The sequence below is a fragment of the Fluctibacter corallii genome, assembly GCF_025751585.1.
GTDB lineage: Bacteria > Pseudomonadota > Gammaproteobacteria > Enterobacterales > Alteromonadaceae > Fluctibacter_A > Fluctibacter_A corallii.
Map to the genome: position 1 here is coordinate 46108 of NZ_JAOWKX010000011.1, position 12821 is coordinate 58928.

The following is a 12821-nucleotide window of genomic DNA, read 5'->3' on the forward strand; positions in this document are numbered from 1 at the left end:
GCGAACAAAGTGCGATCTCGCGATTTGTCAGAACGCTTATCGGAGAATTGCATTTTTTACGCCGCTACCCATGAAATTGTTCATAACTTCATTGTACGACGTTGCAGCAAAACCTCAAGCTACTGCAAATGGGTGGCTGTCACCGCTCCAAGTGTGGTTGATTCAGAAGAAGCTGATGCTCCTCTGAGCTTGCCTTTTCTCGCTAAATGCCCAACGACTAATGGTGTAAACACCAGCGAGAGCAAGACAGAAAAGCCGACGCCACCCGCTAGCACAACAGCCAAAGGTGGCCAGAATGTTCCTTCACTGAACAGCAGCAACGGAATAAATCCGCCCACCGTCGTGAAGGTAGTCGACAAAATGTGTCTGCTGCAACTCATGGTTTCTGACACAATGGCGTCAGCGTTACCTTGCCGTGCATTTGGATTTGCCTTGATAGCGGCAATGACCACAATTGATCCGTTAATCGCCACGCCAATTAGCCCTGCTGAGCCTAACAGTGGATTAAACCCAATCGGTAATCCCGATAACCACAAACTAAACATGCCCATTCCCACAGACAATATCGCGACGGATGCAATCACCAATGCCAATCGTACACTTGAGAAAGTGATAATTAAGGTGGTTACCATCAACACCAACAATACGGGAGCATATGCAGCTAAAAGCCCTAACGCCTCTTGCTGTTCATCAGCGTCACCTGCCATCTGCAATCGGTAACCATCAGGCAAGGCAAACGCATCAGAGCGAAGCAATGTCTGAAGGCGATTGCTCACATCTACCGCTGTAACGCCGGGCATCAGAAACCCTTCCACGATATTGACACGCTCTCCGTCGAGGCGGGTAATACTGCTAACGCTGGGTTCTATGTAAAGGTCGCCAAGCGCGCCTACTGTCAGGGCGGGCGCATCTGAGTGTGGAATCGGCCTATTTGCATAAGCATGCAAAGGCATGGCAGACAACGAATTCATATCGCTACGCTGTGCTTCGGGCACACGAATACGCACGGGAATTTCTTCGGTTCCCTCTAATATACTGCCTCCAACGCGCCCATCTAATGCGCCTTGTAATTGCGCCGCAATATCTGCCAATGACAGCCCAGCCAATGCGCTTACATCACGATGTACGTCTAGGCGTATTTCTGGCTCACCAAATGATACCGTTGCCGTTGTATTAATCACGCCAGGTTGTGCCCCCATATGTCGGCGCACTTCCTCCCCCAAGCGATTCAACACCTCGATATCTGGACCAAATATTTTAACACCAATCGGCGCAGATATTGGTGGGCCTTGCCCAAACGCTCTTACCACTACTTTTAACTGCGGAAAGTGGTCGTCTAATTTGTGTTGAAGCGCTGGGATTAACGCTTTGGCACGCGCTACACTCTCTGTTGATATCACCGCTTGAGCAAAATGTGGGGTATTGTCTCGCGTCATCACCTGATTGTAATACACCGAGGGTGTCGAACCTCCCACCAACCATGTAACTTGCTCTACACCCGATTCGCTCTGAACAAACTGATTCACCGCCTCGACCTCTTTTCGGGTGGCATGAATAGACGTGCCTTCTGGCGTCCAAACATACACTTCAAACTGGTCGCGGTCTGCGCTTGGGAAGAAAACATTACCTAGCTGGCCAGCCAATACAAAGCCTCCGAGAGAAAACACCACTACCGCCGCAACGGGTAGCCAAGGCTTCTCGACAGCTGCAGTCAGCCTTGTTTTATACCACGTAGTCAAAGGAGAAAAGCGTATCCCTTCTTGCCACCAATGCCCCGTAAGCTGTTGTTCCTGCGATACAGCCTCTTGCCCTCTTGGTAAGTATCGTGCTGCAAGAGCAGCAATAATCGTTAATGAGATAAACAACGACCCAATTAACGCCATGACAACAGATATCGCAATAGAACCAATAAAGTCTCCGATATTTCCCGATAACAGAAAAATCGGCATGAATCCGAGAATGGTGGTTAAGGTTGAAGCCAATAGCGGCGAAAATAAATGTTTAAGGCTCTTTACCAATGCATCAATGCGAGTGCAGTTCGCATCTAGCAAGTGCTGTCGAATCTCATCGGTAATCACAATGGCGTTATCAATCAACAGCCCAATAGCGATGATAATACCGAATATCGACATTTGATGGATTTGTTCGTCAAAAAAGCCAAGCGAAAAGACTGCAAACGCCGCACACAAGGGCAAGGCTAAACCCACGATCCATGACGAGCGCCATCCCATAAATAGGAAAATTACTGCCATCACCACCAAACAACCCAGCAATAAATTCTGAGTGAGCTCAGTCAAACGCGCTTCGGTGTACACATTTTGCTCAAAAACAATACTGGCTTCTACTGTACCATTATGACGCTGATTAAACGTCGCTAATGCTGCTTTCGCACGCTCAGTCCAAACATCAACACGCACGGTGGTTTGCATCCGCGCAGCCACAAACACCACGCGCTCACCGTTCACAAAGGCAATATCTTGCGGTGGATTACGCCACTGACGTGATACGGATGCAATATCCCCTAACTTCAAAAAGCCACCCGTTCCGGTGTCAGCAATTGGGATTTGTCTAACAACTTGCACACTATCTAGCGCGGTGGCAATTTGTAGGCGCTTATTTTGTGTTTCATCACGCAGTACACCAGCAGGTAATTTAGGATCTGCGCCCGCAATTTTTTGACTCAGTTGCGCGAATGTAATACCTGAATAAGCAAGCTCGAAAGGATCCACTTCGACGGTGATTTCTTCATCTAAATGGCCGTAAGTGCGTACTAATTCTGTGCCACTGACATTTCGAAGCGTGTCTGCTAGCTCACTCGCCATACGCGACACGATGGTCATAGCCTGCTCATTGTCAGGTGCTCCATCCAAAGTCGCAGACGGTGAAAGAGCCACCAGCAAAGTAAACGCAGTTGCCCCCCGCTGATCTTCTAAAATGGGTTCACCTGCACCTTGAGGAAACTGCTGGTACGCGTCGGCAAGACGGTCGCGAATTTTTGAAAATATTTGCTCGTTAGTATCATTCGATACCCATGGCTGTAGCTCTACTGTCATGACTGAAATCCCCGCCCGAGACGTGGAGCGTATTTCATTGATTTCATGCAGCTGACGCAATTCATCTTCAATAACATCGCTGACTAAGGCTTCAACCCGTTCAGCGTTCGCGCCGGGATACGGCGTGATAACCAGTACATTGCGCAGGTCAATACGTGGGTCTTCAAGACGTGGCAGATTAGTTACGGCTGAATATCCGGCCACTAAAATTACAATAATAGATAGTGCTAGTAAGTGCCCACTTCTAAAAAATACCGAGTACCAAGGTAATCGCTTCTGTTCACTACTCATAATGCCCCTTTGCAGCCATTACGCCTGCATTTTGCATAACTGCGACGACCATTTGGTTCGGCACCAGACGGTGTACGCCAGACACCACCACCAATTCATTATCGGTAAATGTGCCTCTTACAAAGGCTTTGTTGTCTTCGCTGTACAGAAGCTCAACCGATTTGGCGATTACCTGCTGCTTTTGTGTATCGGCGACGGTGTACAGCGTCCAAAGCCCGCGCACACCACTATTGAGTGCAGATTTTGGCACCCAAAACCCCTTTTCCTGAATCACTTCTCGCATCGCCAATGCAATCAAATCACCAGGTAATAATGTGTCCTGCCCTTCGTCTAGCGTGAATATCACATCAACAGTTCGGGTCTGTAGATTACGATTCGGACTCGCAGATTTCAGCTTCGCAGCGTACTGTTTCTCTCCAACGTTGAGGTAATGAACTGTCTGTTTGTTTTTGTTCGAAAACGTTCGCGCATGACGCATCGGCATGGCGAATCGAGCTTCAAGCTCACCAAACTCTCGAAGCGTGATAATGGGTGCACTAGGCGATATTACGCTACCTGCGTCTTTATATTGGGCAACCACATAGCCATCAAAAGGCGCACGTATTTGAGACTTTTCAAGCTCCACTTGCAGGCGTTGTATGTTCGCGTTTATCTCTTCACGCGTAGCACGCACCGACTTGAGTTGCTGCCGCGATTCATCTAAGCGCTGTTTCGAATCTAAATTTCGCTGGCTTAAATCTTCTACACGTTTAAGGGTTGAAACTGCCAACGCTTCGTTAGCATCATTACGTTTTTGGGCGGCTTTTTGTGCATTAAGCTGCGCCTGCAAACGACTTGAATCAAGCTCGGCTAATACGTCGCCAGCTTTTACATAGTACCCTTCATCCACATTCATTGACGCTAGCTTTCCCGCAAATTCAAAGCCCAAATCTGCAGTTCGGCGCGCTTCTATATTGCCATACACGATACGTTGCTGTTGGTAGGCCTGTTGTTGCTCAAGCGGAACAACATTGACTTGATGTAATTTGGCTTGATTGAAGTCGTCGCCATTTGATGCATCACCGGCAAACACCAGCAACGCCACCAAACCAATAAATGGAACAAGCAAAGCCGCCGAAATTTTTATAAAATCGGTCTTTGCAGACGTGGATGAAAGGTTCATACGGATTTTTCGCTAAATACGTCTTGATATGTTGAGATGTAATGCAGTCTAGTCTATAAATACTAGACCGTCTAGTTTGGTAATTAAAATTTAACATTTAGGTAGCTGTTGCGCGTGACTTTAGAAACCACTCAAATCGATGTAAACCCTACGGGAAATAAAGCAGGACGCCCAAAAAGTATCGAAAAGCGGAAACGCATTTTAGACGCTGCCACCGATCTATTTCTAGCCAATGGTGTCAGTTCAACATCAATGGATATGGTCGCCACGACGGCGGGTGTATCAAAGCAAACGGTCTATTCACACTTTAATAGCAAAGATGACTTATTCGCGGCTGTTATCAGTCAGAAGTGCGGTGAATACCAATTGGATAAAACCGCGTTACTCGACCCAAATCGCGAGCCTAAAGCGGTGCTGCATGAGTTTGGTTCACGTTTTGTATCACTACTTCGAGACAAACAAGTCATTGCCATGCATCGCATCGTGATAGCAGAGGGGGCGAGCAATCCGAGAGTGGCAGAAATCTTTTATGAGTCAGGCCCAGTTTCTGAGATTAATTTGCTTACAGAGTATTTTTATCATAGTCCCCACTTTACGCTCTCAGAAGATATGGCGCGTCACGCTGCGGTATGCTTGTTAAACCTACTAAAGGGGCACTTTCATTTCACGGAAATGCTGAGCTTGCCGTGCGACCTATCGGAAATAGATGAGAGTGAACATGTTTCGCGCACGCTCGCGCAGTTTTTTGCCATTTTGGATCATCAAGCGCTTTAGCAGAGAACACAAATGTTAAGCCCAGCAATCGCCAATTTACAGTTTTTCAGCTTCGATGTGTCCAACACGAAATACACTCATGTCTTCTGCAAAACTGATACTGCCAGAATAATGCTGCCGAATGGCTTTAGTGGTTTCTAGTTCTATCCCGTTAGTGCGATTCATGCGATGAGAAATAACAATATGAGGTGTGCCGATATCTCGCGCTAGCCTGCCAATCTCAGTGGGTGTCATGTGTAAGGCTTTAGCCTCTTTTGACGCCTCTTCTGGTATAGCATTGTGCATCACCACAATGTCACTCCCTTTGGCTAATCTGGCAAAACCATCTGTTTTGTTTGTGGTATCTCCAGAAAAGCTAATAGAGCACGCGCCAATATCAACGCGCCACCCTAACGCTGCAACGGGCCCATGATCCACGCCAATCCCCCGTACTTTTATTGCATCATTGATAGCAAAGCTCACGGGATTTCGTGTATTCAGTCCAATGTCTTGGGTTGTAATTTTGTAGTCGCTGTCTGTGCCAGAAAGAATATACTCTTTCAGGTAAGGGTACGTGCTGCTTTCTCCTAATAATCGAGAGATATACACAGATGTGGCTGGCATCAATGCATTACCCGCTGGCCCCAAGATACGCATTGGCATCGTTCGGCCAGTAAAGTAACTTCCTTTAATATAGGCAGGTAAATCGTTAACGTGATCAACATGTAAATGACTGAGCAAAATAGCCTCGACATCATTCACATTCGCCTTTGCTTTTCCGAATGCTAAACTCGTTCCTGAGCCAGCATCAATGAGCACTTTGGCCCTGTTCTCGTGCCACAGCAAGTAACCTGTAGATGCACGTCCGTCATTCAGCTCTGGCCCACCTGAACCTAATACTTGCAATACCACGTTTCGCGCTTTGCATGCCCCATGAGCAGTAAAGCTAGCTAAAACCACCGACATTAATAATGTGTATTGAAGTAATCGTGTGTACATAGTGTTTTCCAGCACTTTCAACAAGTTAACCTATTCCTGAACTTATCCTAGTGCATTTTTCAGACAATCTCGACTCATTTATGTGATTCCGTTTTTATTCCCTGATTCAAGAGCGAAAAGGATGCGTTCTGTTAAGAAGGTGTGCTAAATTAAAGCCGATAGGGATCATTTTCGGGCAAACAATAAAGGTATGTACTTCGTGAGAGTGATAGGAATAGTTTCAGCGGTTGCACTGGTATCAGGGTGCAGCGGTGCTTTTTCTGCTAAACAGGAAGCACCCCCATCCATCATGCCCACGAATACTACACCGCTTTCCCTTGTTGATATGCATTATGCCGACCCTGTCGCCGACGCCAATTTGGCTGCAGGTAATCAGCGCTTTGCTTTTTTGATGACACAAAACGACGAGACGATTCCAGGGCTGCAACTGACAGTCAATGAGCAATTAGCCTTAAAAGATCGGTGCGGTGTAAAAGTCGTGACCGGAGATGCCAGCGTCATCAACCAGTATATTGCGCAATACAATCTACAAATGTTGAATGCCTGTCAAAAATTCGCTCCACTTTCGGTAGTCAATCAAGCCAATTAACTACGAATTTCGTTGCGTTATTCATCCCCTTTCGGCTTCGCTTTTGTTAAAATCCTTTTCCAACCTGCAATCAACATGCTGAATATTGATGAAATTCACTGGCAATCACATTCTTTCGGTTAATCAATTCGACCGTGAGGCAATTCAAACGGTATTCAACACCGCCGATCTTATGGTTCCTTATGCACGCCGCGACAAACGTACAACGGTGTTAGATGGCGCAATTTTAGGAAACCTCTTTTTTGAGCCAAGTACACGTACACGAGTTAGTTTTGGTACGGCATTCAATTTATTAGGCGGTGAAGTGAGAGAAACCACAGGCATGAGCAGCTCTGCGTTGGCAAAAGGCGAATCGCTTTATGACACAGCCCGCGTATTGAGTGGATATTCTGATGTTATTGCAATGCGTCATCCCGACGCTAACTCTGTTGCAGAATTTGCGCAAGGCAGCCGCATTCCCGTCATCAACGGTGGCGATGGCCCCAATGAACATCCAACCCAAGCGTTGTTAGATTTATATACCATCAGCAAAGAACGTCAATCTCACGGAGAGTCTGTTGATGGACTTCATATTGCCATGATCGGTGATCTGAAATATGGCCGAACCGTACACTCACTATCAAAGTTATTAAGTTTGTATAACAACGTGCGGTTTACGTTGATTGCACCGAACGAATTGGCCATGCCTGACTATATTCTCGATACCATAGACAATGCAGGACACCGCATCACCATCACTGACCAGCTAGATGGCAGTGTTGATGCTGATATTTGCTATCAAACCCGCATTCAGGAAGAGCGCTTTCCTAGTCAGGAAGAAGCCAATAAGTATCGTGGAAAATTTCGTCTGAATCAGGCGATTTATACCAAACACTTTCAATCAAAAACCGTCATCATGCACCCATTACCGCGCGACTCCAGAGCCGACGCAAATGAGCTTGATAACGACCTCAACCAACACCCTAATCTCGCCATTTTCAGACAAACTGACAATGGCGTACTTGTACGAATGGCACTGTTCGCTCTAACGCTCGGCGTCGCGGATAAAGTGCGTCAATATGAACGTGATGTCACGTGGTACAGCAATAAGAATCAAGCGTAAATTATGCAAAAATCTCAACAATTATTTGAACGTGCTCAACAGCACATCCCTGGTGGCGTTAACTCGCCAGTTCGTGCATTTAAAGCGGTAGGTGGAACGCCTCCATTTATCGAGCGAGCAGACGGCCCGTATATCTTCGATGCCGATGGCAAACAATACATTGATTATGTGCAGTCATGGGGCCCGATGGTACTTGGACACAATCACTCAGGCATTCGCCAAGCCGTCGTCGCTGCCGCAGAAAAAGGGCTTAGCTTTGGCGCACCAACCGAAGCCGAAGTGATCATGGCAGAAATGGTCAGCGATATGGTGCCATCCATGGAGATGGTTCGTATGGTGAATTCAGGCACTGAAGCCACCATGAGCGCCATCCGCTTGGCACGTGGTTATACGGGCAAAAACAAGTTATTAAAATTTGAAGGGTGCTATCACGGTCATGCCGATTCATTGCTAGTAAAAGCGGGATCAGGCGCATTAACGTTGGGCGTGCCAAGTTCTCCTGGTGTACCTGACGACATCGCAAAACATACCTTAACCCAAGAATACAATAACCTGGATTCAGTAAAAGACGCCTTTAACGAGCATGGTGATGACATTGCCTGTGTTATCGTTGAACCGGTAGCAGGAAATATGAACTGCATTCCGCCTGTAGAAGGATTTTTGGAGGGCTTACGTGCCCTTTGCGACCAATACGGTGCGGTGCTTATCTTTGATGAAGTGATGACAGGATTTCGCGTTGCACAAGGCGGCGCACAAGCACGTTATAACATTCAACCTGACTTAACCTGCTTAGGCAAGGTAATCGGCGGCGGCATGCCGGTGGGCGCATTTGGCGGTAAGCGCGAGATCATGTCTCATATTGCGCCAAGTGGCCCGGTGTATCAAGCAGGCACACTATCTGGAAATCCAGTTGCCATGGCCGCAGGACTGGCGGCACTCACTGCCATTCGAGACGCGAATATGTATGATACATTGTCGAGTAATACCGAGCGTTTGGCATTGGGCATAAAAGCCATTGCTGATAAATACGATATTCCACTTACCGTGAATTATGCTGGCAGTATGTTTGGGTTCTTTTTTACAGATGTAGAAAAAGTCGTGAACTATCAACAGGCGATTAATTGTGACACAGACCGGTTTAACCGCTTTTATCACGGCATGCTGGAACAAGGTGTTTATTTGGCACCTGCGTCATACGAAGCTGGATTTGTTTCGATTGCGCATACCGACGATGTCATTACAGAAACCTTGTCTATCGTCGATAAGGTGATGGCTACACTTGTATAGTTGACTTAAGTACCTGATTGTATTTCTCAATCGGGTACTTGTTAGCGCCGTCTTTTTCTGCCATGTTATAAGCAAGCATAGGTGGACGGAAATAACCTGAATTAACACGATGATATCTGAACTGTTTAGCCAGCCGCTGTTTGTTTTTCTTCTGGTGATTTTAACTGGCTACACAGTGCTCGTTATCGGCTTGATATGGTATATACGCAAGCTAAAAGCACCGTTAAAAAATGATGCCTTAAAGCCTTTCGTTACTCCTCCCGCACAACCAAATCCCATACAGACCGAACCGAGTAAAAATCGATTCATCGACAAAGCCGACGAAGCAACACGACTGAATCAGACCTTTCAGAAATTTGTTCCTAAACAATTTGTCGACCACTTTGCCAAGCATGGCAGCAGCACGCTCGAGTTGGGGCGTGCAGATGAAGATGATGTGGCCATACTGTTTTGCGACATTCGAGGGTTTACGTCATTGTCAGAGCGCATGACACCACAAGAATTAATGCGCTTTTTGAATTCTTATTTTTTGCGGATGAATGATCCCATCCACCAAAATGGCGGCTTTATTGATAAATTTATTGGCGATGCCATTATGGCGTTATTCGATCACCCTCAAGGCTCAAACGAAGATAAAGCCAGAGACGCAATAAAAGCCGCGATAGACTTACACGCAGCGCTAAAAATGTATAACCAGCACCGTCAAAACAGCAACTATCCGCCAATCAATGTGGGCATTGGCGTGCATTTTGGCCCAGTGATTATCGGTACAGTGGGATCTGACGATAGAATGGACACCACTGTCATTGGAGACAGTGTCAATATTGCCTATCGATTAGAGGGGCTTGCCCCCTTATTTAATGCAGATATTGTGGTCAGTGCCCAAGCATTAGACACCGCCAAGGCCAACGGCCACTTTTCCTATCGGCTGCTAGAGTGGGTAAAAGTAAAAGGCAGAGAAAATGCGGTTGAAATATACGAAATCCTTGATCATCTTCCCGCAAAGGAACGAGATCAAAAACTGCTTATTGCTGACGACATCAAACACGGCCTTGCATTACGAAAACGCTACGCCCTCCAAGACGCACTTGATGTCTTCACCGCTGCACATGAAAAAGCCCCTAATGACGCCTTGGTACTCCATCATATAGAACAATGCCGCATCATGCTCACCAAACCCACCCCAAAAACCAAAGACGGCGCCTTGAGGATGTAGTGCTAATTTTCACGGCAAAATAAGCAGAGCGAGCTAGCGAGCGACTTCTCATTTTCAGTGACAATTTGCGCAAGGTGAGGTGGCATTGTCCACTTCCCCTAATACGACAAAGTTCTAAACTAGAGTTTTCCAGTTTCTCTTGGTTTGAATTTTAAAACTTCGGCATTTCTAGGTAACGAAATATCAAATAAACGCTTTAATCAGCCTCTGCAACATTGGACGGTTGCATGGATTCTTTATTCTTCAACTTTCTATTTCGAACCATTCCAAGATAAATGAATACCATTCCAACAATAAAAACTGCAGTGTTCCGTATATTTAGGAAACTAAATTCTGCGCCAGATGGGTATGACAGTGTATGAACAAAAGCAGTCCCCAAAAAGATCAAAGCAAAGCATCCAATGTATCCCATAACACCGCCTCGATAATCACAAAGTGCCGTTAACCCAATATAAAGGGCCACAGCTATAAGCATAAAAGGGATCGCGAAACTTGCACTATCTCGCAAAAAAACATTTGATACCCCACATACGATTAATAAGATTGCAATCAGGTAATTTAATAATTTGTAATTCATACTAGACTCTCGTGAAACATAACGCTTAATACCTCTTTTCTTTATTCTCTTTTTAGTTTTCTATTCGAAAATAAAGATTGCTACAGTACATACCAATACAACTACAAGCATTGAACGCAGGTTCAAACAATATTTATGATATAGCTCAATCATCATTGCTGTCTTGAGTTCAAGTGAATAATGGCTTGTAGTTGCTACTTACTTCTGATTTATATAATCCAGTTGAGGTAAGCTTTTTTCAAGCCTATCTCATCCTTTATTTTACCTGCAATTAAGACACCACGAACACTCAGCATTAATATCAGTCCGAAGCAATTAAAAAGTAGATGTTGCATAAGAACTGTTAAGAAAGCTAGCAGCTAAATCAAGGGCAAAAATACCGCGCCTAACTTCCAAAAGTACGATTTGTTTGCCCTATGGAACAAAGTGAGCGAGTGAGCAGACTTTGATAGCTCCCTTACTCTGAACGTAAATTGAATCCCCACACCTCATGCTCACCACCTCTCACTGCTAGTGTGACGTATAGCTTACCAGATGTTCCGAACTTACTATTCTCTGAGAACTTGACCGGGTAAACGAGCCTGAACTGCTTCGTATCACCTTGATGTCCAAGAAATTCTGAATGACTGAAACCTCCCTGAATAATTGAATCGAAGTATTCAACCAACTCATCCATAGTTTTCAAGATGTCCTTTTTGTCTATTTGCGCCTTAGAAGAATCACTAAATAGATCGTATACAGCATTGTAATCGCGGTCGTTATATGCACTTACGAATCGTTCATAAAGCTCATCTCTTACATGTTTGTCTATATGTTCGGGTAGTGCATTCTTCGATTCAATTTGCGTTGTTGGTAAGGAATTTCTCTCTACCCCAAACCATATAGTTGCAACTAAATTTGCTACCAATAACACGATGATTGTTGCGTAAATACTTTTCATAAAATCCTTTAAATTAAAAATAAGCGCAAACTATTACTTAACGGGTAGTAACATAGCGGTGCCACCGCTATGTAGCTGTTTCGACGTGTTTTTTTGCTTTTTTATTAATTGCCACAATACCAGAACATCCCAAATATAACCACCAGAAATACTGCGTTCACAATGAGGTTCGATTTAGAATTACTAATTTTGGCCTCCTCTTGCATGAAGCCAGAATTGTCTGCGATTTTTTCAAAATCAAAGGCTACCACTGAGATGGTTTACTCGTATGCGCCAAACAAGCAGAGCGAGCTAGCGAGCGATTTCTTATTTTCAGTGACAATTTGCGCAAGGTGAGGTTGAATGTCGTATGATTCATTTCTAACGCCGCATTGTACCAGCCTATATGATTCAACGCGGCATTATTGTTTTAGTGTATTTATGGCTTTTTAATGACGTTAATTACCTGCTTCATAGCAGGATCTTCACCCGAAAAATAGCTCGCAGATGATAGGGATACCGGTAAATGCGGTGCAATCCATATACGATGATCTTCAGCCTTCGAAGCCTGATGATACTGAGAAGAAATTATTCCCCAAACACCACTGTAAGGAAGCGTAAACCAACCAGCTTCACCAAGATGGTTTGACCGGCTCCCACTGGATTTCATCATTTATTCACTGGTATGGAAAGCGTCAACGCTCATCATTGGATGATAATTACGTTGAGCAATATCTTGAGCATTTGGCTGTAAAAGCAAATGTGCCACCACGAACATAAGCTGCTGCCCGTTTAGCGGGGGCTCAGTTTTTGACAGTATCAGATTAAATGGTAACGAATCCATCTCACACTGTTAATTTCAGGCGATCCTGA

At 45.3% G+C, this 12821-nt stretch carries 12 protein-coding genes; 6 read left to right on the forward strand and 6 right to left on the reverse strand.

The window, feature by feature from the left end; genetic code table 11:
- Positions 1–119 precede the first annotated feature (119 nt).
- A complete protein-coding gene (locus OE749_RS17265) occupies positions 120–3344 on the reverse strand; it encodes an efflux RND transporter permease subunit (protein ID WP_263713736.1) in 3225 nt (1074 codons plus the stop codon).
- Complete coding sequence (locus OE749_RS17270) at positions 3337–4506, reverse strand: efflux RND transporter periplasmic adaptor subunit (protein ID WP_263713737.1); 1170 nt, start codon at positions 4504–4506, stop codon at positions 3337–3339. The genes OE749_RS17265 and OE749_RS17270 overlap by 8 nt, the downstream gene beginning before the upstream one ends.
- A gap of 114 nt (positions 4507–4620) precedes the next feature.
- Between OE749_RS17270 and OE749_RS17275 the strand changes: the two genes are divergently transcribed.
- Positions 4621–5280: a TetR/AcrR family transcriptional regulator gene (locus tag OE749_RS17275; RefSeq protein WP_263713738.1), complete on the forward strand. Its 660-nt coding sequence runs from the start codon at positions 4621–4623 to the stop codon at positions 5278–5280.
- A 36-nt stretch (positions 5281–5316) separates the two neighbouring features.
- Here the strand turns inward: OE749_RS17275 and OE749_RS17280 are convergent, their stop codons facing one another.
- Positions 5317–6258 (reverse strand): MBL fold metallo-hydrolase, encoded by a 942-nt coding sequence (locus OE749_RS17280; RefSeq protein WP_263713739.1) that lies wholly within the window; start codon positions 6256–6258, stop codon positions 5317–5319.
- Positions 6259–6457: 199 nt separating this feature from the next.
- On the opposite strand from OE749_RS17280, the gene OE749_RS17285 reads away from it, so the two are divergent.
- The 4 genes from OE749_RS17285 to OE749_RS17300 all read left to right on the forward strand — a co-directional run bounded on the left by OE749_RS17285 (position 6458) and on the right by OE749_RS17300 (position 10452).
- On the forward strand, positions 6458–6847 hold the full coding sequence (locus OE749_RS17285; RefSeq protein ID WP_263713740.1) for a hypothetical protein: 390 nt from the start codon (positions 6458–6460) through the stop codon (positions 6845–6847).
- Between the two features lie 88 nt (positions 6848–6935).
- Positions 6936–7949 (forward strand): aspartate carbamoyltransferase, encoded by a 1014-nt coding sequence (locus OE749_RS17290; RefSeq protein WP_263713741.1) that lies wholly within the window; start codon positions 6936–6938, stop codon positions 7947–7949.
- 3 nt (positions 7950–7952) lie between these two features.
- Positions 7953–9236 carry a glutamate-1-semialdehyde 2,1-aminomutase gene (hemL, locus tag OE749_RS17295; RefSeq protein WP_263713742.1) on the forward strand — a complete coding sequence of 428 codons (1284 nt, stop codon included), beginning with the start codon at positions 7953–7955 and terminating at the stop codon, positions 9234–9236.
- Positions 9237–9348: 112 nt separating this feature from the next.
- Positions 9349–10452, forward strand: a complete 1104-nt coding sequence (locus OE749_RS17300; protein ID WP_404828203.1) for an adenylate/guanylate cyclase domain-containing protein — start codon at positions 9349–9351, stop codon at positions 10450–10452.
- Positions 10453–10648: 196 nt separating this feature from the next.
- Here OE749_RS17300 and OE749_RS17305 read toward each other — a convergent pair whose 3' ends face one another.
- From OE749_RS17305 to OE749_RS17315, 3 genes are all read right to left on the reverse strand, one after another.
- Positions 10649–11029 (reverse strand): hypothetical protein, encoded by a 381-nt coding sequence (locus tag OE749_RS17305; protein ID WP_263713744.1) that lies wholly within the window; start codon positions 11027–11029, stop codon positions 10649–10651.
- A gap of 457 nt (positions 11030–11486) precedes the next feature.
- Entirely contained in the window at positions 11487–11969 is a 483-nt protein-coding gene (locus OE749_RS17310) for a DUF3887 domain-containing protein (protein WP_263713745.1), read from the reverse strand.
- Positions 11970–12387: 418 nt separating this feature from the next.
- Positions 12388–12621, reverse strand: coding sequence for a hypothetical protein (locus OE749_RS17315; protein WP_263713746.1), 234 nt, complete (start codon positions 12619–12621; stop codon positions 12388–12390).
- 35 nt (positions 12622–12656) lie between these two features.
- Between OE749_RS17315 and OE749_RS18625 the strand changes: the two genes are divergently transcribed.
- On the forward strand, positions 12657–12728 hold the full coding sequence (locus OE749_RS18625) for a hypothetical protein (RefSeq protein WP_404828204.1): 72 nt from the start codon (positions 12657–12659) through the stop codon (positions 12726–12728).
- The last annotated feature ends 93 nt before the right edge of the window (positions 12729–12821 follow it).